This window comes from Mycobacterium kubicae, from assembly GCF_015689175.1.
GTDB classification, from domain to species: Bacteria; Actinomycetota; Actinomycetes; order Mycobacteriales; family Mycobacteriaceae; genus Mycobacterium; species Mycobacterium kubicae.
In genome coordinates this window covers 2,796,030-2,819,010 of sequence record NZ_CP065047.1, presented here as the reverse complement: position 1 = coordinate 2,819,010, position 22,981 = coordinate 2,796,030, and the positions used below count along the sequence as shown (strand labels likewise).

The following is a 22,981-nucleotide window of genomic DNA, read 5'->3' as shown; positions in this document are numbered from 1 at the left end:
CGGAACCCTGACCGAGGCCGATGAGGTCGCCCGGCAGGAGCGGCAGTTGGGTGTCGACTACGCCAAAGAGGTGCACCCCGCCGAGGACGTCGTCGACGTCGAGACGTACGGCGGTGGGTTCGACCTGACTCGGCGAGCGACTGCCCCGCGACTGCGCGTCGGACGCGACAAGTGGTTCAACCTGCTGTGGCTGATCCCCATCGGCTTCGCTGTGCTGGTCGCCGGTGTGGCGATCGGCAAAGGTCTGCACCACATGCCCGCCGTCCAGTCGTTCATTCAGCGCTATCCAGGGACCAGCACACATACCGGGGTCAGCCCGGGCCTGCCCGCCTGGATCGGGTGGACGCACTTCTTCAACCTGTTCATGATGATCTTCATCATCCGTTCCGGGATTCAGATCCTGTGCGACCATCCACGGCTGTACTTCAGCCGCAACGCGACTCCCGGTAAGGACGAATGGCTACGCGTGGGACCCCCGGTTCCCGATGACCCGCTATGGACGGCGAACTCCGACACGGTCGCCTTGCCACCACAGTTCGGGTTACCGGGCTTTCGGCACTCCATCGGCTTGGCACGGTGGTGGCATCTAGGCGTCGACGTCCTGTGGCTGCTCAACGGTGCGGTGTTCTACGTTCTGCTTTTCGTCACCGGGCAATGGCGGCACATCGTGCCGACCAGTTGGGACGTCTTTCCCCACGCCGCATCTGTCGCGATCCAATACCTCTCGCTTGACTGGCCGGAGGACAACGGCTGGGTCGCCTACAACGGGATGCAGATGCTGGCGTACTTCACCACGGTCTTCATCGCCGCTCCGGCCGCTTTGCTCACCGGACTCGGGATGTCGCCTGCTTTGTCGCAACGGGTCCACTGGTTGAGCAAGCGGCTGAGCATCCAGCATGCCCGCTCGCTGCATTTCCTGGTGCTCGTCTACTTTTTGTTCTTCATCCTCGCCCATGTCACGCTCGTCTTCGCGACCGACGCTCTGCGCAATCTCAACCACATGTTCGCCGCGCGCGACGACAACAGTTGGGTGGGCTTTTTGATCTTCACCGCGGCGCTGATCGTGTCGGCGATCGCGTGGGTTGCCGCTACTCCGTTCACAATTCGGCATCCACGCGTGATTCAGCGAGTGGGATACGCGCTGATCGGTCCATTCCAGCGGGTGCTGGAGAACCTTGACCCCAAACCGGGCGCCTTCACCGAGAAGGACATCTCACCGTTCCATTGGCGCAACGGGCGGTTACCGGAGACCGTCGAGTACAAAGAGTTGGAGAAAAACGACTTTCGCGATTGGCGACTACGGGTCTACGGTCTGGTCGAGAACCCGACAGCATTCTCGCTGGAGGACTTGCGGGCGCTGCCCTACCACGACCAGATCACGCAGCACTTCTGCATTCAGGCATGGTCTGGCGTGGCCAAATGGGGTGGCGTGTCGATGAAGACGATCATGGACATCGTCAAACCGCGTCCGGAGGCGAAATGGGTCGTCTTCTACTCGATGGGCGAGGGCGCCACCGGCGGCATTTATTACAACGCACACCCCATCGAGCAGATGGGCCACCACATGACGATGTTGGCCTACAACATGAACGACGAGCCGCTTCCGTACTTGCATGGCCGCCCGCTGCGTCTGCGCAACGAATTGCAGCACGGCTTCAAACAAGTCAAGTGGATCAAGGGCATTGAGTTCGTCGCCCACTACTCCGAAGTAGGCAGCGGTTACGGCGGTTACAGCGAAGACCATAAATTCTTCGGGCGCCACCAGACGCTTTAGCCGCCGCTGCGCGGCGACGTAGACCGTCCGACGGCGCACAGCTCATCACTTGGCAACACCGGAAACCGTTTGTCCAAGCGGTGATTCGGGTAATTCACAGCGATGCACGTTTCGCGCGAACCCAGCCAGCCAGTACGCCCCGACGATCAATCCGCGGACAGCATGCAACGCTCACCGGGCCTGTTGCTGGTCGCCGGTGCTGGGCTGGCGTTCGTGATCTGCGTCCTGACGTTCGCCCTCGGGCAAGTGGGCATCGGCCTGGCGGCAGGCATCGCATCGATGCTCACCTTCAGCGCCGGATTGTCGTGGTTGAGCATGGATCGCAGGCGAATTCGCGACGCGGAGCGCCAACGGCTCCCCCGTCGGTCGCGCTGGGTCAGCGCAGGGCAGCCAGGTTCTGCACGGAATTGTGTACGTCTGACTTGAGGACGCGGGCGACAAGCTTTCCGATCGGACCGCTGAGCACCCCGCCACTCAAGTCGGCCGTGAGGTGGAAGGTCGACCCTGTCTTTTCCGGCTTGACGTCCATAGCCACGCCGATCTTGATGCCGCCGCGGCCGCGTCCCTGCAGTTCGATGGCATTCGGCTCGTCGTAATGCGTCACTGTCCAGTGCACGGTGTTCCGGAAGCCCTTCACCCTGATGCATGACGAGACGCAGGTGCCCTCCTCGATCGTCGACGGCACCTCGCCCCGCCAGCCACCGAAGATCGTCATCCACTCATCGAATCGGCGCAGGTCGGAGGCGAGTTTCCAGGCAGCCTCCGGTGCCAGGTCCGATGTGGTCGAGACATCCACCCGTGCCATGGTTTATCCGCTCCTCCTGCGACTGTTGCTCGCGGTCCAAGCTCCCTACATACCCGGACGTCGCGACGTGGTAAACCCTGAGGTCGCTGCGCAGCAACGCCGGCCGGTGGGAACGGACTATGGCCACGCCGATGCGAGCTGCTCGGCCACGTCGATGATCTGGGCCGCCTGCGACTGCGGCGCGTCGATTTCCTCGTTGACGTACTGGGCGATGAAGCGCCGGATCTCGCCGTCCACACCAGCGAGGATGCGCAGGATTTCGCCTCGGAAAGACTTGGACGACACGTTGACCGTGATGTCGGACGGACGCGGTTTGGACACGTCGACGATCAGCAGCAGTGGTTCGGCGGCACGCGCCGTCGCGCGCAGGGCGATGTCTCCTGTGACCGAAAACCGCTGCTTGTCCAGCCGGAGGTCGAGCAGCAGGTCGATGGACAACGGGATGTGGATGACAAAAGTGATCAAGTCGCCCAGCTTGCGGGTCACCCGCGGTTCTTGAATTTTGACCTTCGCGCTGACCTTGGCGATCCCCCCGGGCCCCTGGGCGATTGGTTCCATCTCGAACTCGTTGCCGGTGATTTCGGTGAACGCCGCGGCGACCCGATCCGCGGTGACGGCGACCTCGAAGAATTTGCGGCCGAACTCTTCGTAGGTGAGGAAGTCATGGTTTTGCATAGGCTTATACCGTCTCATGTCAGTTGTCGTTAACGACGCTGATCGCGCCGCGTCGTCGGAGATTGGCGGCTGACGCGGCGCGCAGAACTGCCCGGCTCAGCGCCGTATTGCACCCGCGCCGCAGCAGGACGGCGGTGTGAAGAACACCACATGCCGGCCGCTGGATTCGGTGTGCACGGCGGTGGCCTGGGAGGCTGGAGCACTTGGAGGTGTAGAGATTCTCATGTGCGCCCACAAAAGTCCTGATCAACATGGCGTTGCGCGACTGGAGGGCCTGCTGACTTGGCTGGGCGGCGGCCACGCGGGTGAACCCGAAGAGCGGCACGAACGCTCGACGCACGCCATCGCCGGCGCGGTGGTTGCGCTCGGGGCTTCGTTGGCATGGCTCGTCGCGGCACTTGCCCTGACCGCGTCGACAAGTTGGCCGGCGTGGGCTGTCGTCGTTTCGACTTTGCTCTTCGGCATCCTCGTCGCTGCGGTAGCCCGCTCCACCATCAGCGGCCCGGCTCGGCGGTGGCCGGACATCGCCGCACGTGCCGTCGTCGCCGTGGCGGTTGGTGCCGTCGTCGGTGATATCGCGGCGCTGGTCCTGTTCTCCGGGTCGATCGATCACCGCTTGGCAGAAAACGCCCTGCGCAACGCCGATTCGGCACCTGCTGTCGCACAGGCGGCCGCCGCTGCGCGTCAGACAAGCGCCAGCCGGACGTCGCTCGACACGGCGGTCGACCGGGCGCGCACGCATTTGGACGAGGCGCTGGTCGTTGCGCGCTGTGAATACCATCCGACTCCGGCCTGCCCGCAGACCCGGATCACCGGTGTTCCGGGGCAAGGACCCGAAACGCGAACGGCCAACAAGCTTCTCGCCGATGCACAGCGGGACCTGGATAACGCGTTGGCGGCTCGCGATGCCCAGGCTCCCCAGTTGGACGCCACGATCGCCCGCGAAGAGCAGACGCTCACCGAGGCACGTGCCGCCGTGGTGGCCGGTGCCGACCACGGACTGGGCGCTCGGTGGGTGACCATGAACGAGCTGACCATGACCGGCGTCGGGGTTCTCCTGCTGCGCCTGCTGACCGTCGCGCTGTGTGCGCTGCTGTATCTCCTGCCGCTGATTGTGCGGCTATGGCGGGGAGAGACAACGCAGGACCGGCATTCCTCCGCGCGCGCCGACCAAGATCGGGCTGAGGTGGACGCCGATACCGCGATCGCGATCAAGCGGGCGCAGGTCCGCCGCGACGCCGAAATCATGTGGGCCGAGCACCAACTGGCGCAGACGCGGCTGGCCATCGAGGCCCAGGCCGAAATCGATCGAGAGCAACAACGCCGTCGAGTCGCCGAGGCGCTCGAAGCGCCGGTACATGCTGGGCTGGAACGAGTTATCGAGCCGGTAGCCGAAGATGTGTACCTGCCCATCGCCGCTGAGGCAGAGGCAGCCAGTCGGGCGATCACGCCGCTGCCCACCGTGGCGCAGGACGATTTCCCCGACGAGTCACTGAACGGAGCCCTCGACGACGCTGAGACCCTGCCTGCGACGATCGAGCCCGACAGTGCGCCGGTCCAACGCCAGCAGAAGCGCGGCGCACCGGTGATTCCCTCGATTCCCGATGCGACCAAGGCCGCCACGCGGTGGATCCGTCCGCTGGTGCCGCCGTTCGTCGCGCGGGTCATCGACAATACGACGGCACCCTTGCGCAGCGCGCGCCAGGTGTTCGAAGAGGTCGAAGAGATCACCTTCTCGTTCAAACGGACCCATAAGGTCACGGTGAATTCGGAAAGCTCGACGGGCGACGGACAAGGACCGTCGGATGCCGCGGCCACCGACACCCACTCGCGCCGTAGTCATGTCGCATCGTCACGTGCTGGCGCCGACCGTGGTGCGAGCTACCACCACCTCGGCACCAGTCGGCAGCACCAGTCGCTGCAGCCGGGTGCGTCAAATGACCTGTCGGACATCGCAATCAGGTCCGGCGAACCAGGGCAACGTGAGTTGGCCGAGCGTCAGGGACCCCGCGCGCTGCGCTCCCCCGATGGTCCGCCCGAACTGCCGCCCGGGAAGTAGCCGCATAGTCACCCTTCCTGCGGCGTATTATCTCGCCGACGGGATGGGTCGGGCGGGGACGGTGGTAAACCCGAGCGACTTCTGGGGTTGTTCGCACACACACGGCTGGGAGCAAGACGTGGATCGGGTGGATTTCGCGACGGTATCGATCGCACGAGCAGGAAGCCAGGCGACCGGATGAAGGTCAGTCTTTTTCTCGCCGACGCCGCACAAGCCGATGGTCAATCGGGCAAGATCCACGCACTCGGGCTCGGCTGGCGTCAGTGTCAAACGCCTACTCCCCCTTTCGCTTTGGTGATGTTTCTGGACATCGACTGGGATGAGACGAACACGCCGCACAAGCTGAAATGTCAGTTGCTCACCACCGACGGCAAACCGGTGACCGTGCCCGGTCCGCAGGGCCCGCAACGGATCTCGTTTGAGGCTGCCGCCGAGGCGGGACGCCTGCCCGGGGCCATTCACGGCACGTCGGTGCGCATGCCGTTGACGCTCAACATTCCAGGCGGCATCCCGCTCGACCCGGGCATCTACGAGTGGCGGGTGGAAGTCGAAGGCTACGAGGAGGCCACGACCGTCGAAGCATTCATCGTCACCTTCGGCGGTCATCCGCCGACACCTTCGGCGTAGCAGGTCGAGACTGACTGGCCTAATCGTCCCCGAAGAGCACATGGAGTCGCGGGAGGAACCCGGCGAGGTGATTCATCTCCTGCGCACAGTGCACCAGCAGGTTGCGAGCCGTGGCCTCGGAGACACCCAGCACTTTGGCGGCGATGGGCCGCACCGCCTTGGAGGCCACGTCGGGGGCGTTGCGTACGGCAATATGTGGTCCACCCATCCAGAATCGCGACCGCATCTCCGATCCGTTGGGCGTCGACCGCACATGGTGCACGAACCAGCCCGCGTCCACCGGTGCATCGCCGGAGCCCAGCCGCGCACAGATCGACACCGCGTCATCGCGGTCGGCCGGTAAGCCCATGGTCGACGGCGGCACGAATTGTATTGCGGCGCGCAGCCTTGTGGATCCGATGTATTCGCTGATCATCGACCAACGGCCGATATAGCGCTGTGCGCCTCGCCGCTCGCCGTCATCGCCGTCCTTCCACTGCGCACTCAGGTGCGCCCTGGGATGCCACAGCTTGTATCGGCGGGTGTCACTGCCGTGCCAGCCGAACCACCACGACCACATGGCAGGAGTGACCTCGGGCATATCCGTGCGCACCGATACCTGCATGCTGCCGTCTTCGAGGATTCCGTAACCGTTCTCGGTCTGTTGATAGCCCTCGTCGGCGACGGTTGCCGCGTCGGCAAACGCCAACAGAGCCTCGCCGGCTTGGGGGCCGTGATGCAGCGCATCGACGACATGCGTTGGCAGACTCGCCATTTCGGGATTGAAGAACTTGCCGAACCCGGTGTTGGCATCCTCGGCGCGGTAACCCAGATACGCGGCGGTCATCCAAGCCGCCCCATCCAGCTGTTGAACAAGCCGTCGGGATCGTAGGCGGCGCGGATCTTGTCCAGCCGGCGCATTGCCTCGTCGCTGGCGAACCGCGCGGGGCGCTGGCCCAGATTTTCGTCGGCAAGCTGAATTCCGGTCGCTAGGTGCGACATTGCCGCCATGTTGGATCTGGCCCAGTCACCATAACGGGCGTCGTCGTCGGCGTCCTTCCACGCACCGTAGAGGGCCAGATAGATCTCGTCTTCGATGCTGTAGGCCATGTCCGGGCGGGTGGGCGACGGACCCCAGTTCAGCCAGAGGAAGTGCGACGGGTGGTCCGGGATCGTATCGATGATGTTGCGGATTCCCGGTAACAGCTCTTCTGCAGGTGCCGACGTCCACATGTTGTCCGCGGAGTAGCGATAGTCGGAGAGGTAGTTGCTCATCACCGCGTCGTACCACGTTGGCATATCCGTTGGCAGGTAAGGAACTTTGACGAGCGCCTGGTCGATGACCGGCACGGTCTCGAAGATGGCCAACGCGGCCTCTGCTTCTTCGTCGGAATCCGCGAAGGCCGGTGAGGCGAAGACGATGGCCGGGCTGTCCAACCCCATGCTGGGGACGCTTCGACTGGCGACGATCTGCATTTCGACTCGACGGTCTACCTCGGCGCTGACGGTGCGGGCCCACGTGTAGATCTCGTCGGCGCATTCGATGGGATAGACATACACGCTGGTCCCGCAGGCAGGCGGGCGGGGGAACAGTTTGAGGTGAAACGATGTCACGACCCCGAAGAAGCCGGGGCCGGCCCCCCGCGCGGCCCAGTACAGATCGGCGTAATTGTCGGCGTCGCAATAGATCTGCTCGCCGGTTGCGGTGACGACGTCAAGACCGATGACGGTTTCACAGGCAAGCCCCCAGACGCGGCTGTTCCAGCCGTATCCGCCTTGCAGGAGATAGCCTCCGACACAGACACCTTTGCAGTGGCCGGCCGGAAAGAACAGGTTCTGCGCTTCGAGCTCGCCGAGCAGAATGCTGCCGCCCTTGCCCGGTCCAACCACGGCGATCCCCTGTTGGGCGTCGATCCGGGCATGGTTGATTCGGTTGACGTCAAGCAGCAGCGCCCCGTCTTGCAGATGGTTGGCCGCCCAGCTGTGGCCACCTGAACGAATGTTGACCTTGAGCCCGTGTCCGTTGGCGTACCGAAGGGCGGCCACGACGTCCTCGACGTCGGCCGCCTGAACGATGACCTCGGGGTAACGCTCGGGCACCCGCTGATTCCAGACCGTGCCGCGCCGCACCGCTTCATACCCGTCATCACCGCGAAAAAAATGTCGACCAGCCGGCAGAGCGCTCATCGGACGCCTTCCTTGATCCACTCTGCGGCCCTTCTAGGTCCGCAGTGCGGTTCACTATAGTGGACGTGTGCCGCCGGGGGAACGAAAATCATCGACCAATCGCGACGAGGGCATCCAGGTGTTGCGGCGCGCCGCCGCGGCGCTGGACGAGATCGCCGCCGAGCCGGGCAATCTTCGCCTGGTCGACCTCGGTGAGCGCCTGGGGCTGGCCAAGTCCACCGCGCGGCGATTGCTGGTAGGCCTGACCGAGGTCGGTCTGGTAAGCGTCGATGCGGCCGGCAGGTATTCCCTCGGGGAACGCTTGCTCAGCCTCGGCAGCGCCACCGGCGCTCACATCGCGGCGCTGTTCCGGCCCACCATCGAGCGGGTCGCTGCGGCGACCGATGGAGAGACCGTCGACCTGTCGGTACTGCGAGGTCAGCGCATGCTGTTCATCGACCAGGTCGAGTCTTCCCACCGACTGCGTGCGGTGTCGGCCGTCGGGGTCCGGTTTCCGGTGCATGACACCGCTAACGGCAAGGCCGCCCTGGCGGCGCTGAACGACATCGACGCCGGTGCGCTGCTGTCCCGCTTAGAGCCCGCGACGGCCGATAGCCTGCGCCGCGAGATCGCCGAGATCCGTTCGAGCGGAATCGCTTTCGACCGCGACGAGCACACTCCCGGAATTTCCGCGGCCGCCATCGCGCGACGCGCAGTCGGTGACAACATCATCGCGATTTCGGTGCCGACACCTACCGAACGCTTCGCCGAGAAGGAGCAGCAGATTCTCGCCGCGTTGCACGTTGCCGCGGACTCACCGGCGTGGACCCGCTAAGGCGGCTGCGGATCAGCAGGCGGGCACTGCGGTACGGGTGAACAGTTCGCCCCATTCCCGACGTGCCGCGGATTGTGCCTCCATGAAGCTGGGTGTGTGCTGTCCCGAGCCGCCCGCTAAATGAAGCAGCGCCCAAGCCATTGCGAACACCGGCACGTTGTGACGTTGTGCCGCATTGAACAATTCTTCGAAGGCGGATTCCGATGAGCAGCGACGTAGACCGATCAGAATGCCGCGCGCGGTGTCCAGGATGCGGCCGGAATTCGGGCCGCACGAAACCTGGGTGGTCACCCAGTTCGACGTCATGCTGTAGATTCCTCCTGCCAGCCAACTGCGGGCGCGCCGACTCCAAAGCCCGATGGCGCCCTGTGCCATGATTTGTGCAACGTGGGGCAAGCGCCATACTGTCGCCGCTATCGATATGGGCCCGTAACCGTGTTGGGACCGGAAAAACCGGCTGTCCCAGTACGCCTCTGGTGTAGTCGTGGCCCAAGACTCGATCACATAATGGCTCTGGCGTCCTTCGCGCGCTCGATGTCGTCCCAGTCCACGTCAAGCTCGAGCAGTATTTCTTCGGTGTGCTGGCCGTGTTCGGGAGCGCGCGCGGGGGCCGGTGGGGTTTCGTTGAACTGCACGGGAGCGGCCACCAGTCGATACTTTTCACCGTTGTCGTCGACATTGGTGATGACATATCCGTTCGGCTCGACCTGCGGGTCATTGAGCGTTTCCCGCGGCGTGGCCAGCGCCCCCCACACTCCGGGTTCGTCTTCGAGAACCTTCTGCCAATGGGCAAGGTCTTGCGCTGCAAAGGCTTTGGCGAAGATCTCCGTCGCTTCAGCCGCGTTCGCGATCAGATTGCTCGAGGGCACGAACCGCTCGTCGGTGGCCAGCTCGGGCAGGCCCACCCGGTGACAGAAGCCGACCCAGAATTTGTCCGGTTGCAGGAAGACCAGCTGGATCCACCTGTTGTCCTTGGTCTTGTACCGATTGACCAGTGGATTGATGGCCAGGCCGGGCGGTGCACCCGGGATGCCGTCGATGTTGAAGAAGTCGGCGGCGGAAATCGACGGCGCAATCGCCCACATCGCCTGAGCCAGCAACGAAGAGTCGACGATGGTCGCCTCACCCGTGCGTTCCCGGTGGAACAGCGCGGCACAGACTCCGCCGGCTAGCGTCGCCCCACCCTGCAGGTCGCCGAAGGCGGGACCCTGCACTGCCGGGTTCTCGGTTCCGAACGGGGTCAGTGTGTACGCCACTCCGCCTCGTGCCAGGTAAGTGGCGGCGTCGAAGCCGCCGCGGTTGCGATCTGGCCCGCGGACCCCGAGGCCGGTGCCCCGGGCGATGATGATGTTGGGGTTGAACGACCGAATGTCGGCCACTGTCAAACGGGCCCGTTCCAGCGCGCCCGGCAGCCAGTTGGTGAGGAAGACATCCGCAGACGCCAACAGCCGGCCGAACAACTCCCGGCCCTTCTCGGTCTTGATGTCGATCGCGATGCTGCGCTTGCCGCGGTTGCCCAGCTCGAGAATGAAGTCGGCATCCACGCGGGCCGCCTCTCGGGTGAAGCCGCCGACAACCAGCGCCCGGCCAGGGTCGCCGGTCGTGACACCCTCCACCTTGATCACGTCGGCGCCCCAATCCGACAGGGCCACACCGGCCGATGGCACGTACGTCCACGACGCCAGTTCGACGACTCGGACTCCGCTGAGCACCCCTGACATGGCCAACCTCCTCGGTCGCCGGACCATTTCTTGCTATTTTAGATATTCTAGCTAGTCTAGGGGATATTGACAGCCCGGCTGCAGCCATGCGCAGTGATCCGTGGAAGAGATGCGATGGAGCCGACCATTGGTCCAATCCCGAACGTTGCCGCCCGCCATGGGCTCACTGCCCGGCGTGCGCGGTTCGGTGCCAATCGGGTTCGCGAATGCTGAATAGCTGTGAGCCTCAACGAGGCTCGGGTGGTGTAGGTACCGGACTAAGGGGCGGCCGATGAGCCTGGAAAAGGGCCGAGTAGCTGGGAAAGTAGCGGTGATCAGCGGAGCCGCGCGCGGTCAGGGCCGCTCGCATGCGAGGCTGCTGGCCGCCGAGGGCGCCGACATCATCGCGGTCGATCTGTGCGCCGACATCGAGACCAACGAGTACCCACTGGCGCGGCCAGAGGATCTCGACGAGACCGCGCGCTTGGTCGAGAAAGAGGGCCAACGGGTGTTCACCGCGATCGCTGACGTTCGCGACCGGGCGGCCCTGTCCGCGGCCATCGACGACGGCGTTGCCGAGTTCGGCCATCTCGACATCGTGGTCGCGAACGCCGGCATCTGTCCGCTGACCGCCGGGTTGCCACCACAGGCGTTCGCTGACGCGGTCGACGTCGACCTGGTCGGGGTCCTCAACCTGGTCCACGCCAGTCTCAAGCATCTGCAAGCGGGGGCATCGATCATCGTCATCGGGTCCAACGCCGCTTTCATGTCGTCGATGAACACCAGCGGCATCGACGGTGGCCCCGGCGGCGCCGGTTACGCCTTCGCGAAGATCGCTGCGGCGCACTACGTTAACGATTTCGCCCGATCACTGGCATCGTTTTCCATACGGATGAACGCGGTGCACCCGACCAATGTCAACACCGACATGTTGCACAGCGCTCCCATGTACCGGGCCTTCCGTCCCGATCTGCAGAACCCGACTCGGGAAGACGCCGAGCCCATCTTCCCCTTGGTGCAGGCGATGCCCGTCCCCTATGTGGAGCCCGAGGACATCAGCGAGGCCGTGCTGTTTCTCGCGTCCGACGCCGCGCGGTATATCACCGGCCAGCAATTGCGGGTGGATGCCGGCGGCTTCCTCAAAGTGAGGCCGTGGTCGGGAGCGTGACGACGCCGGCGCCAACGTGGCTGGCGCGCAACGAACCTGGAGGATGCAGTGAGCGACTCGAACGGCCAGTCAGCGCAGACTGAGCGCCGTCTCTACGAGCTGATGACGCTGATGAAGGCAGCCGACGACCGGCTGTCCAAGGGCATCAGCACCGGAGAGTTTATGTGCGTGTACTGGCCGTCGCGGGGCCAGGAAGCCATCGCCGCCGCCATGGGTGTGTCGTTGCGGCCTGACGACCAGTTGGTGACGACCTACCGGGGACTGCACGACCTCATCGGAAAAGGTGTTCCCTTGGAGGAGATCTACGGCGAGATGATGGGCCGCACGGTGGGCGCCGCGCGCGGCAAGGGCGGCACCATGCACATCGCCAAACCGGAAGTGGGTGTCATGCTCTCGACCGGAATCGTCGGAGCCGGACCGCCGGTGGCGGTCGGGCTGGCGATGGCGGGCCAGCGTAAAGGTCTCGACCGCGTCACCGTGGTCAGCTTCGGTGACGGAGCCACGAACACCGGCTCATTCCATGAGGCGGCGAACATGGCCGCGCTGTGGGACCTACCACTGGTGTTCGTCTGCCAGAACAACCTCTACGCGGAAATGACACCGACCGCCGACACGATGAAACTCGAGCACGTCGCCGACCGCGCCGCCGGCTACGGCATGCCGGGTGTCCGCGTCGACGGTAATGATCCGCTGGCGGTCAAGGCTGCCCTGGACGAGGCGCTGGATCGAGCGCGCAGCGGCGGTGGCCCGACGTTGCTGGAGTGCGTGACGTTTCGCTTCCGCGGCCACTACTTCGGCGACCGGATGCCCTATATACCCAAAGAGCAACTGGCGGCCGCGGTCTCGGCCGACCCGGTGCCGCGATTCCGCGCCCACCTCGCCGACGCCGGCATCTGCGACGACAACGAACTCGACCGCATCGAACAGCAAGCCCTCGACACGGTGGAAGCGGCGCTGAAATCGGTAATCAGCGCGGACTCCCCGTCGAGCGATGAACTCGACCACGACGTGTACGCGACCGCGATCAAGTTCCCCGTGTGAGGAAGCCGCATTGATGGAAGAAAAAGAGATGACGATGCGCGAGGCGCTGAACCTCGCGCTCGATCAAGCGCTGCAGGCCGACGAGCGGGTGTTCCTGCTCGGCGAGGACATCGCCGACCCGGGCGCCACCGGGCCCACCGCCGGGCTGTCGACGAAGTATGGGCACGAGCGGGTCCTGGACACCCCGATCTCCGAGGCCGCGATTGTCGGTGCGGCCATCGGTGCGGCGATCGACGGCCTGTTGCCCGTCGCGGAGATCATGATCATGGACTTCATCGGAATCGCCGCGGACCAACTGATCAACAACGCCGCCAAGCTGCGTTTCATGACCGCGGGCCGGACCAGCGCTCCGATCACCATCCGCACCCAGGTGTACGGCGGGTTGGCCACCGGCGCCACCCATTCGCAGAGCCTGGAGGCATGGTTCATGCACATTCCGGGGATGAAGGTGATCGTGCCTTCGACTCCGCGCGACGGCAAAGGATTGCTCAGCGCCGCCATCTTCGACGAGGATCCTTGCCTGTTCGTCGAAACCGTCCGCCTGCAGAGCAGAAAGGGACCGGTGCCCGTCGACCCGAACTTCTCGATACCCTTGGGTAAGGCCGATATCAAGCGGCCCGGCACCGATGTCACCCTGATCAGTTACGGCCGTAGCGTGCACGACGCACTGGCGGCAGCGGCCACTCTGGCCGACCAAAACGTGAACGCTGAGGTCGTCGACCTGCGCACGCTCCTGCCGCTGGACGTCGAGACCATCGTCGAATCCGCGCGCCGCACCCGGCGAGTGGTGATCGTCCACGACGCGGTTGTGTTCGGCGGGCCCGGTGCCGAGATCGCCGCCATCTTGCAATCCGAATTGTTCGGTGAACTCGCCGCACCCGTCGAACGGGTGGGCGCCAGGTTTGTTCCGAATCCTGCCGCCGCGGCGCTCGAAGCGCAGGTGTTCCCCTCCCCCGCACGCATCGTGGCAGCCGCGCAACGCACCTTGGAGAAAGCGGAAGTGCATGGGTGAGTTCATCATTCGCATTCCGCGAGTCTCCGTCGCGGTCTCGGAGGCCGAACTCACCGACCTGCTGGTTGACGCCGGCGAACACGTCGAAGAGGGCACGCCGATCTACGTGATCGCCACCGAGAAAGTGGAACAAGAGATCGAGGCCGGCGCGTCGGGCACCGTGCAATGGACGGGTCAGATCGGGACCACTTACGACATCGGCGCCGAAATCGGCGTCATCACTTCCTAAACGAAAGGCTGGACGTATGGACCTCAACGAGACCCGCGAAAGAATCATCTACCAAAAAGAAGGTCCGATCGCCAAGATCACGCTCAACTGGCCGGAGAAGGCCAACGCGCAGGATCAGAAACTGGCCGAAGAAGTCGACGCCGCTCTGCTGGATGCGGACCGTGACTACGACATCAAGGTGCTCGTCCTCAAGGCCAACGGCAAGGGCTTCTGTTCCGGCCACGCCATCGGCAACAACGCCGTCGATTATCCGGCGTTCGTCGAAGGCGCTATGAAGATGGGCCATCCCTGGAAGCCGCAGAGCGACCTGTTCGTCAAGCCGACGCTGAACCTGTGGGAGTTCTCCAAGCCCACCATTGCCCAGGTGCACGGCTATTGCGTAGGGGGCGGCACCCACATGGGCCTGACCACCGACATCGTCATCGCCGCCGAGGACGCCTACTTCTCCTACCCGCCGCTGCAGGGATTCGGCATGCCGTCCGGCGAATGCTCCATCGAGCCATGGGTTTTCATGAACTGGCGGCGCGCCGCGTACTACCTGTTCCTGGCCGAAGTCATCGACGCCAAGAAGGCGCTCGAAGTGGGTCTGGTCAACGAGGTGGTTCCGCGCGATCAGCTGGACGCCCGCGTGGACGCCATCGCCCGCCATATCGCGCAGGCGCCGATGACGACGCTGCTGGCCACCAAGGCCAACCTGAAGCGTGCCTGGGAGCTGATGGGCATGCGAGTGCACTGGCAGAGCTCCAACGACCTGGTCGCCCTCGCCTCGATCAGCAAGGACGTCCAGGAACTTATCCAGCAGGTCTTCAAGGACAAGGTGCTGCCGTCCGAGCAGGCGCGCCGGCAAGCCGCCGCCGCCGCCGCGTCGACCGACGGCGCCACGGCCACTTGAGGCTGCCCAGCGAACCAGGGGTGCTGTTGTGAACATCGCCGATCACGCGATCACAGCTGCGGCGTCGCCGGCTTTGCTCCTGCCCGGGGGCCACACGATATCGTTCGGCGAGTTGTATGCCCGCAGTCAACGCGTGGCGGCCTTTTTGCACGACGCCGGGTTGCGGCGCGGCGACGGCGTTGCCCTGGTGTTGCCCAACCGCCCTGAGTTCCTGGAAATCACTTGGGGATGCCAGCTTTCGGGTCTTTACTACACCGCCGTCAACACCCATTTCACCGATGCGGAAGTCGCCTACGTCATCGACGACTCCGACGCCAGAGTGGTCTTCATCGACGCTTCGATGGCCGACCTCGCGGCGCATGTCCGCGAGGTCAACACGGGCGTCGACGTCCATGTGGCGGTCGGGGGCGGTTGGCCGGGCTGGGTCTCCTATGAGGACGCGCTGCCCGTCGCGGGCGACCCGCCGGCACTGTCCGACGGGTCCGAGATGCTCTACTCCTCGGGAACCACCGGCCGGCCCAAGGCCGTTCGCCGACCGCTTCCTGCTGACGGCAACGGTTCCTGGGCGCAGTCGGTGCTCGAGATGGCGTTGATTCACCGCTACGGCATGGACAGCTCCAGTGTGTACCTGTCCCCCGCGCCGCTCTACCACGCCGCGGGGGTCAACTACACCATGGCCGTGCACCGGGTCGGCGCCACTTGCGTCCTGATGCCCAAGTTCGACGCCGAAACCGTACTGCAGTTGATCGAGACCCATGGCGTCACACACGCTCAATTCGTGCCGACGATGTTCGTCCGCATGCTCAAACTTCCCGAAGCGGTGCGCCGGCGTTACGACGTGTCGAGTTTGCGGTGCGTGATTCACGCCGCCGCACCCTGCCCGGTCGACGTCAAGCACCGCATGATGGACTGGTTCGGGCCGATCATCCATGAATACTACGGTGGCACAGAAGGATTCGCGGGCACCGTGATCGGCCCAGAAGAGTGGCTGGCTCACCCAGGCTCGGTCGGCATACCCATGTCCAAGGTCCACGTCGTCGGCGACGACGGCAACGAGCTGCCCGTCGGGCAGTCCGGGGAGTTGTACTTCGAAGGGGGGCCGGACTTCGAGTACTTCAAGGATCCGGCCAAGACGGCATCGGTCTACAACGAGCACGGCTGGCGCTCCCTGGGCGACATGGGCTACGTCGACGCCGACGGCTACCTCTACCTGACCGACCGGTCGACCTTCATGATCGTCTCCGGCGGGGTCAACATCTATCCGCAGGAGGTCGAGAACCTTCTGATCATGCACCCGAAACTGGTGGATGCAGCCGTGTTCGGCGTACCCAACGACGAATTCGGCGAGGAGGTCAAGGCGGTCGTGCAACCGGCCGCCGATGTCACGGTCGGGGCGGATCTCGAGGCCGAACTGATCGCCTACTGCCGAAGCAAGCTGGCGACCTACAAGTGCCCTCGCACAATCGAATTCGACCCGCAGTTACCGCGAGACCCGAACGGCAAACTGTACAAGCGGCGTATCCGGGAGCGCTACTGGCAGGGGCGGGTGTCCCGGATAGTGTGAGTGACGAGCGAAGAGGGATGACGACATGGCCCTAGACATGGGTTCGGTACGGACCGACGCCAACTGGACACCGCTGCCGGTGCCCTGGGCGGTGCAAACCCCGGACCGAATCCCCAAGCAGCGCTATTACGACCCGGAGTTCTACGCGCTGGAGAACGAGATGTTCTGGCCGCGCGTGTGGCAGATGGCGTGCCGCCTGGAAGAGATACCCAAGACCGGTGACTTCGTCGAGTACGAAATCCTCGACCAGTCCATCATTGTGGTGCGCACCGACAGCCACACCGTGCGGGCTTACCACAACGCCTGCCGCCATCGGGGCGTGAAGTTGGTGGAGGGCAACGGTTCCCGGCGCACCTTCGTCTGCCCGTTCCACGGTTGGTGCTGGGGTATCGACGGTCGAAGCACCTTCGTGCTGCGTCCGGAGGTGTTCGCCGAGGACAATCTGTCCCCGGACGAGCTGCAATTGGTCTCCGTGCGGTGCGAGCTGTGGGGTGGCTGCGCGTGGATCAACCTCGACGACGACGCCCCGGCGTTACGCGACTGGCTGGAGCCGTTCGCCTCCATCTACGACGCGTGGAAAGTGGAGAACCTGCGCACCGAATGGTGGCAATCGTGCCGGCTCCCGGTGAACTGGAAGTTGGCGACGGCGGCCTTCATGGAGGGCTACCACGTGCCCCAAACCCATCCCCAACTGTTGCCCTCGGCGCAGACCGGCAGCGCCGCAGCGGTGCACCCGATCATCCAGAGCAGCTTGTATTTCATGCGGACGCTGGGCGACGGCATGGGTGGAATGACCCACGAAAACGACATCCGCATCGCCGAGGGCCTGCAGAACATCGACTTGCCGTCGGATCCGGCCGAGGCAATGGCCGCCTGGAAGCGCACCCTCAATGACGCCGTCGTCAACTGGCATCGGGCCCGGGGCAGTGACATGCCCGACCTCAACGATTTGGTGCGGCGAAAGATCACCGACGCCATCGGATTCGGCTTCCCCCACCACTTCATCTTGCCCACCTACAGCAGCGCCTCGTCGTACCGGATCCGGCCGCTGGGACCAGAAGAGACGCTGTTCGAAATCTGGTCTTTGACCCGCTTTCCCTCCGATCTCTCGGCGGGTCGCCCCACGCCTCCGGAGCCGATGGCGCCCGATGACCCACGGTGGCCGCCGATTCCCGCCCAGGACTTCTCCAACCTGCCCCGACAGCAGAAAGGGCTGCACTCCAAGGGCTTTGAGTTCATGCGGTTGTCCGACCAGATCGAAGGGCTGATCTCCAACTTCGAGCGCGTCATCGACGGATTCCTGGCCGGCTTGCCCTACGACTCGTTACTGCCGGCCATCCAGAAGACCAATACCACCATCGACGTGCCGATCGCCGACCTCGGCTTCACGTCAGACACCTTGGAGGCGCGATGACTACCGAGTGGGACCGCTCCGTCGATCTGGTCATCGCCGGTAGCGGCGGAGGTGGCATGGTGGCCGGCTTGGCCGCACTGGACTGCGGACTCAAACCGTTGATCGTCGAAAAGCAGGCGCTGGTAGGCGGCTCGACCGGTCTGTCCGGCGGAATCGTCTGGATACCCAACAACCCCTTGATGCGTGCCGACGGCGTCACCGACTCGCACGAGGACGGCCTGGCTTACCTGGCTGACGTGGTCGGTGACATCGGTGCGGCATCGTCGCCGGCCCGCCGGGAGATGTTCCTCACCGCCGGTTACGAGATGATCAATTTCCTGCTCCGCAAAGGCGTTCGCTTGATCCGCTGCGCCGGCTGGAGCGACTACTACCCGAACCACAAGGGCGGCAATGAGTTCGGCCGCGCCGTGGAAGGCATTCCCTTCGACGCCGCCGAACTGGGCCCATGGAGCGACAAGGTGCAACCGTCGCTGGCCAAGAACTACGGCTATGTGGTGTTGACCAACGAATTGCGTTCCGTGCAGTACTACAACCGCTCACCACGCGCGTTCGCCGTCGCCGCGAAGGTATTCGCGCGCACCAACGCCGCCCGGGTGGCGCGGCGTCAAGTCCTCACCAACGGCGCGTCACTGATCGGCCAGATGCTCAAGGTGCTGATCGACCTCGGTGACGGGCAACCGCCGCTGTGGACGAATGCCGCCATGGACGACCTGATCGTCGAAGACGGCAGGGTTGTCGGGGCCCGCATCATCCGTGACGGCAGGCCGGAGAATGTCGAGGCCCGCAAGGGTGTCCTGTTGGCTGCCGGTGGGTTCGGCCACAATCCGGAGATGCGCCGGCAGTACAGCGGGGACCAACCCAACGAAGGTCAATGGTCCATCGCGAACGCCGGAGACACCGGTGAAGTTCTGCAGACGGCGATGCGGCTGGGCGCCAAGACCGATCTGTTGGACGAAGCATGGTGGCTGCCATCGGTTTTCATCGCCAACGGCGGGGCGGCTGCCGCTTCGCTGGGGTCAGGACGGCAACGGCCAGGGGCCATCTACGTCGACTCGACCGGCCGGCGGTTCTGCAACGAGTCGAACTCCTACGTCGAAGTCGGCAAGGCCATGTACGCCAACAAGGCGGTGCCCTGCTGGATGATCTTCGACGACGGGTACGTACGCCGGTACGTGTCGGGGACCAACCCGCTCAATCGTCAGCACCTTCCTCCCGAGCTGGTCGAGAGCGGCGCGGTGAAGCGGGCCAACAGCATCGCGGAGCTGGCCCGCCAGATCGACCTTCCCGCCGAGGAATTGGTCCGCACGGTGCAGCGGTTCAACCAGTTTTCGGCGAAGGGTCTCGATCCGGACTTCGGTCGTGGCCAGTCGGCGTACAACGACTGTCTCGGCGATCCGGGGTATAAGCCCAACGCCGCCGTAGGCCCGCTGGACCGTGCGCCCTATTACGCAACCAGAGTCTTCCCCGCCGATGTCGGGACGTGCGGTGGGGTGATCACCAACGAGCACGCGCAGGTTCTCGACGAGCAAGACCGGGTCATCGAAGGTCTGTATGCCACCGGGAACACCACCGCGACGGTGATGGGCCGGACGTACCCGGGCGCGGGTGCCAGCATCGCCAGCTCAATGGTGTTCGGGTATGTCGCCGCCCGACACGCCGCGGGACGCAAGGTCGCCGGCGAGATGAGCCGCTAGCCGCGCGACTACCCGGCCGAACGTGAAGGCAGCTGCACGTTCGGCGGCCAACGTGAGGCCAGCGTCACGTTGGCGGCGCGTCGGATTCGTCGCGGCCGATGAAATCACGCGGTTTCATTCCCGATTGCATGAGCTCCGCCCGGCGCGCCTGCACGTCGGAAGCCGCGCCGACCATGTTCGTCAGGATGTGGCTGACCTGCAGGTGCACCCGCATGCCCATCAGCTCCCAGGCACGCTTGACGTTGTTCTTCACCGCCATCAGTGTGGTCAGCGGGATCTGCGCGATCTTGCTCGCCATCTCCTCCACGGTGTCCTCGAGGTCTTCTCGCGGCACCACCCGATTGAGCAGGCCCCATTCCAGGGCTTGTTGCGCCGACAACGTCGGCGCCAACAACAACCAGTCCATGGTGCGGTGCCAATTCATCAACAGCCACGGCTCGATCATGGTGTGCCCACCAGGTTCGCCGAGGCTTTGGGCAAGCGGCATCTGGAAATACGCGTCGTCGGATGCCACGCAGAAGTCGGTCAACAGGCCCAGATAGATTCCGCCGCCCATGCAGTAACCGTGGATTTGGGAGATCGTCGGCTTCGGAAATTCCCACAGGTACAACGTCGGCCACAAGAACAAGTCGGCGGTGCCTTTGTACAGGTCCTCGAAGGTGCTGCCGAAGTCCGGGTAGGGGTTTTCGTCCGGTCCCCAGCGAGCAACGTGTCCACCGCAGAAACCCTTGCCATTGGCCTTGAGGATGACGACCTTGATGTCCTTGTCGCGGTCCGCCTCGTGCAGGCAGTTATCGACTTCGGTGACCAGAACCGCGTCTTTGGTATTGGCTTTGTCGACGCGATTCAAGATGATCCGCGCAATCGGCGGTTCGCGTTCGTAGATGATCGCTTCGAGCACACGCCGCTCCATTCGCGTTACATTACCGGACGCAGGCGTAACGAAGCCCTACTTGTCTCAGGTGCTTTGCCGGCTGGCGGTATCGCTTGCCGTGACACGAAATTCCGGCACCCGATGGTGCCGGTGCCGGCGCGTCATCTGCTCCTGACGCCGCCGATTGATCGTTCGCCGAACAAGTGCGGTAGGCTGACAGCAATGTTGGCTACCGGTAGGTGATGCCAGCAACCGTCGTGGAACGCTTGGTTATCCAGTGTTGCCCGCCCGCATTCGGCAGGCGAGCACCCAGCTCAGATGACACGTGCAACCTGCACAAGCATGTCTTGCGGCGATCGATTTTGCCCTCCGGCAATCTCGCCAGTTCGTACCCAGGCCGCGGGCCGTTCCGCCGCGGACCGGGCACCCATGCCTGAAAGGCACCAAATGAATACCCCCACAACCTTCGCCGACCTCGGCGTCTCCGCGCCGATCGTTGCATCGCTGACTGAGCGCGGCATCACACATCCGTTTCCGATTCAGGTCGCGACCCTCCCCGACGCCCTCGCCGGTCGTGATGTCCTTGGCCGCGGGAAAACCGGCAGCGGCAAGACGCTGGCCTTTGCAATCCCGTTGATAAATGGACTGTCTGGGCGCACGCGTGTTTTGTCGCGCCCGTCGGGCCTGGTGCTGGCTCCCACCCGCGAATTGGCAACTCAGATCACGGCGACCTTGGAGCCGTTGGCCGCCGCCCACGATATGCGCGTGACCACCATCTTCGGTGGCGTGTCGCAAGCCCGCCAGGTTTCGGCCCTCAAGTCCGGCGTCGACATCGTGGTCGCCTGCCCCGGGCGCCTGGAAGATCTCATGCAGCAGCGGCTGATCAGTCTCGACGCGGTCGAGGTCACCGTGCTCGACGAAGCCGATCACATGGCCGATCTCGGCTTTCTGCCCGGCGTCACGCGCATCCTTGCCGCAACACCGGCGAGCGGACAGCGGCTGCTGTTCTCCGCCACGCTGGACAACGGCGTGGACAAACTCGTCAAGCGATTCATGCGCAACGAAGTACTGCATTCCGTCGACGAGGCCAATTCGCCCGTCTCGGAGATGACGCACCATGTCTTCCATGTCGCCAGTGCGGAAGCCAAAAAGGAGCTGGTGCACCGGCTGGCCTCGGGCACCGGTCGCCGAATTCTGTTCCTGCGCACCAAACATCAAGCACGCAAGCTTGCCAAGCAGCTCACCGATGCGGGGGTGCCGTCAGTTGACCTGCACGGCAATCTGTCTCAGCCCGCCCGGGATCGCAACCTGGCGAGATTCGCCACGGGCGAGGCACGGGTATTGGTGGCGACCGATATCGCCGCGCGCGGCGTGCACGTCGACGACGTCGAACTGGTGGTGCACATCGATCCGCCGATGGAGCACAAGTCCTATCTCCATCGCTCTGGCCGCACGGCTCGAGCCGGAAACGCTGGAGACGTCGTCACTGTGGTGCTCCCCGAGCAGCGCGCGCAGGCTCAAGCTCTGATGCGCACTGCCGGTATTCGGGTGACCCCTCAGCGGGTGGCTGCCGACTCGGCCGCCGTGCAAGAACTCGTGGGTGAGGTCGCGCCATACCGGGCGCCCGCACCGACACCCCCACCCGCACCGGCTCGGCAGGTGCGCCCGTCGTCGGCCGGCGGCCGCCGGAATCGCGGCGGCAGCCGCGATCGACTGCCAACGCCGATCGCGGGTACGGGCACGGTGAAACGGTCGAGCGCCGCACGACCGGTTCGCCACGGACCACCCAACGCCGTCGATCAACGCGAACCGCGGGCTAACTGAGGCCAGGCGCACGCGCCAGCAGCCACGCCCGACCGTCTGCTTCGTGGGTCGCGAGAATTTCGAGTTCGGCGAAGGCGGCGGGTAATTCGCCGGGTACGGCCCGAAACGGTCCGGGGCGCCCACCCACTTGGCTCAGTGCCGCGATGGCCAGTACCCCACCGGGTGCCAGGCGGCCGATGACTGCGCGATCGAGGCGTCGATCCCGGAACAAATTGCACACGATCATCGCCGCCGGTGACCCGGGCGGCAGACCGTCGTCCAGGTCTACGACGCAGAAGCGGCAGCGATCATCAACTGCATTGTCACGGGCCAGTTTTCGCGCCTGATCGATGGCCACGGCGGAAACGTCCAGTCCGACGACGTTGAGGCCGCGGCGGGCCAGCCACACCGACGCGTGGCCCTGACCGCAGGCCAGGTCAAGAGCCTGCCCCGCAGTGGGCACCCGGTCGGCATGGGCGGCCAAGAAGGCTGGCGGCTCAACCGCACCCGCCGGTGGCCCCGAGCGGGCATAGCGCTGGTCCCAACGCCGACGGTCTTCTTGCGTCATAGCCGCTACCCTAAGGCCATCAGCTTTTGGACAGCTGTCCGCAATTCTGGGGACGGCACCACCCGACATCCCCGAACGGCCCCGCCCGCCGGGATCGGCCGG

Annotated in this window: 22 protein-coding genes; 14 read left to right on the top strand and 8 right to left on the bottom strand. The window is 64.6% G+C overall.

Going from position 1 to position 22,981, the window contains the following annotated elements:
• Positions 1-46 precede the first annotated feature (46 nt).
• Complete coding sequence (locus I2456_RS13140) at positions 47-1,774, top strand: molybdopterin-dependent oxidoreductase (RefSeq protein WP_082965731.1); 1,728 nt, start codon at positions 47-49, stop codon at positions 1,772-1,774.
• A 102-nt stretch (positions 1,775-1,876) separates the two neighbouring features.
• Positions 1,877-2,200 (top strand): hypothetical protein, encoded by a 324-nt coding sequence (locus I2456_RS29135; protein WP_085074127.1) that lies wholly within the window; start codon positions 1,877-1,879, stop codon positions 2,198-2,200.
• On the opposite strand, the gene I2456_RS13135 is transcribed toward I2456_RS29135, so the two are convergent.
• Both I2456_RS13135 and I2456_RS13130 read right to left on the bottom strand, forming a co-directional pair.
• Positions 2,151-2,579, bottom strand: a complete 429-nt coding sequence (locus I2456_RS13135; RefSeq protein WP_068158557.1) for a type II toxin-antitoxin system Rv0910 family toxin — start codon at positions 2,577-2,579, stop codon at positions 2,151-2,153. The genes I2456_RS29135 and I2456_RS13135 overlap by 50 nt on opposite strands.
• Positions 2,580-2,696: 117 nt before the next feature.
• Positions 2,697-3,254 carry a hypothetical protein gene (locus I2456_RS13130; protein ID WP_068027437.1) on the bottom strand — a complete coding sequence of 186 codons (558 nt, stop codon included), beginning with the start codon at positions 3,252-3,254 and terminating at the stop codon, positions 2,697-2,699.
• 223 nt (positions 3,255-3,477) lie between these two features.
• On the opposite strand from I2456_RS13130, the gene I2456_RS13125 reads away from it, so the two are divergent.
• Positions 3,478-5,313, top strand: a complete 1,836-nt coding sequence (locus I2456_RS13125; protein WP_085074128.1) for a DUF4407 domain-containing protein — start codon at positions 3,478-3,480, stop codon at positions 5,311-5,313.
• A gap of 177 nt (positions 5,314-5,490) precedes the next feature.
• On the top strand, positions 5,491-5,940 hold the full coding sequence (locus tag I2456_RS13120) for a DUF6941 family protein (protein ID WP_068156273.1): 450 nt from the start codon (positions 5,491-5,493) through the stop codon (positions 5,938-5,940).
• A gap of 19 nt (positions 5,941-5,959) precedes the next feature.
• Here the strand turns inward: I2456_RS13120 and I2456_RS13115 are convergent, their stop codons facing one another.
• Both I2456_RS13115 and I2456_RS13110 read right to left on the bottom strand, forming a co-directional pair.
• Positions 5,960-6,766, bottom strand: coding sequence for a DAPG hydrolase family protein (locus I2456_RS13115; protein ID WP_085074129.1), 807 nt, complete (start codon positions 6,764-6,766; stop codon positions 5,960-5,962).
• Complete coding sequence (locus tag I2456_RS13110) at positions 6,763-8,106, bottom strand: FAD-binding oxidoreductase (RefSeq protein WP_085074130.1); 1,344 nt, start codon at positions 8,104-8,106, stop codon at positions 6,763-6,765. Before I2456_RS13110 ends, I2456_RS13115 begins: the two co-directional genes overlap by 4 nt.
• Positions 8,107-8,173: 67 nt before the next feature.
• Between I2456_RS13110 and I2456_RS13105 the strand changes: the two genes are divergently transcribed.
• Positions 8,174-8,920, top strand: coding sequence for an IclR family transcriptional regulator (locus I2456_RS13105; RefSeq protein ID WP_085074131.1), 747 nt, complete (start codon positions 8,174-8,176; stop codon positions 8,918-8,920).
• Between the two features lie 12 nt (positions 8,921-8,932).
• On the opposite strand, the gene I2456_RS13100 is transcribed toward I2456_RS13105, so the two are convergent.
• Positions 8,933-9,226 carry an ANTAR domain-containing protein gene (locus I2456_RS13100; protein WP_068027418.1) on the bottom strand — a complete coding sequence of 98 codons (294 nt, stop codon included), beginning with the start codon at positions 9,224-9,226 and terminating at the stop codon, positions 8,933-8,935.
• A 194-nt stretch (positions 9,227-9,420) separates the two neighbouring features.
• Positions 9,421-10,641: a CaiB/BaiF CoA transferase family protein gene (locus I2456_RS13095; RefSeq protein ID WP_085074132.1), complete on the bottom strand. Its 1,221-nt coding sequence runs from the start codon at positions 10,639-10,641 to the stop codon at positions 9,421-9,423.
• A 271-nt stretch (positions 10,642-10,912) separates the two neighbouring features.
• Between I2456_RS13095 and I2456_RS13090 the strand changes: the two genes are divergently transcribed.
• From I2456_RS13090 to I2456_RS13055, 8 genes are all read left to right on the top strand, one after another.
• Positions 10,913-11,788: a mycofactocin-coupled SDR family oxidoreductase gene (locus I2456_RS13090; RefSeq protein WP_068027411.1), complete on the top strand. Its 876-nt coding sequence runs from the start codon at positions 10,913-10,915 to the stop codon at positions 11,786-11,788.
• A gap of 102 nt (positions 11,789-11,890) precedes the next feature.
• Positions 11,891-12,829 (top strand): thiamine pyrophosphate-dependent dehydrogenase E1 component subunit alpha, encoded by a 939-nt coding sequence (locus I2456_RS13085; RefSeq protein WP_085074168.1) that lies wholly within the window; start codon positions 11,891-11,893, stop codon positions 12,827-12,829.
• A 13-nt stretch (positions 12,830-12,842) separates the two neighbouring features.
• Entirely contained in the window at positions 12,843-13,841 is a 999-nt protein-coding gene (locus tag I2456_RS13080) for an alpha-ketoacid dehydrogenase subunit beta (protein WP_068156260.1), read from the top strand.
• Complete coding sequence (locus tag I2456_RS13075) at positions 13,834-14,070, top strand: biotin/lipoyl-containing protein (RefSeq protein ID WP_068027404.1); 237 nt, start codon at positions 13,834-13,836, stop codon at positions 14,068-14,070. Before I2456_RS13080 ends, I2456_RS13075 begins: the two co-directional genes overlap by 8 nt.
• Positions 14,071-14,086: 16 nt before the next feature.
• Positions 14,087-14,962, top strand: a complete 876-nt coding sequence (locus I2456_RS13070) for an enoyl-CoA hydratase-related protein (protein ID WP_085074133.1) — start codon at positions 14,087-14,089, stop codon at positions 14,960-14,962.
• 28 nt (positions 14,963-14,990) lie between these two features.
• On the top strand, positions 14,991-16,526 hold the full coding sequence (locus I2456_RS13065; RefSeq protein ID WP_085074134.1) for an acyl-CoA synthetase: 1,536 nt from the start codon (positions 14,991-14,993) through the stop codon (positions 16,524-16,526).
• Positions 16,527-16,551: 25 nt separating this feature from the next.
• Positions 16,552-17,940: an aromatic ring-hydroxylating oxygenase subunit alpha gene (locus I2456_RS13060; RefSeq protein ID WP_085074135.1), complete on the top strand. Its 1,389-nt coding sequence runs from the start codon at positions 16,552-16,554 to the stop codon at positions 17,938-17,940.
• The gene (locus tag I2456_RS13055; RefSeq protein ID WP_085074136.1) at positions 17,937-19,634 is read left to right on the top strand and encodes an FAD-binding protein; all 1,698 of its coding nucleotides are present in this window, start codon (positions 17,937-17,939) and stop codon (positions 19,632-19,634) included. Before I2456_RS13060 ends, I2456_RS13055 begins: the two co-directional genes overlap by 4 nt.
• A 64-nt stretch (positions 19,635-19,698) precedes the next feature.
• Here the strand turns inward: I2456_RS13055 and I2456_RS13050 are convergent, their stop codons facing one another.
• Positions 19,699-20,547 (bottom strand): enoyl-CoA hydratase-related protein, encoded by an 849-nt coding sequence (locus tag I2456_RS13050; RefSeq protein ID WP_085074137.1) that lies wholly within the window; start codon positions 20,545-20,547, stop codon positions 19,699-19,701.
• Positions 20,548-20,955: 408 nt separating this feature from the next.
• Here I2456_RS13050 and I2456_RS13045 point away from each other — a divergent pair, with 408 nt between their 5' ends.
• Complete coding sequence (locus I2456_RS13045) at positions 20,956-22,332, top strand: DEAD/DEAH box helicase (protein WP_085074138.1); 1,377 nt, start codon at positions 20,956-20,958, stop codon at positions 22,330-22,332.
• Here I2456_RS13045 and I2456_RS13040 read toward each other — a convergent pair.
• Positions 22,325-22,879 (bottom strand): class I SAM-dependent methyltransferase, encoded by a 555-nt coding sequence (locus I2456_RS13040; RefSeq protein ID WP_085074139.1) that lies wholly within the window; start codon positions 22,877-22,879, stop codon positions 22,325-22,327. The genes I2456_RS13045 and I2456_RS13040 overlap by 8 nt on opposite strands.
• Between the last annotated feature and the right edge of the window lie 102 nt (positions 22,880-22,981).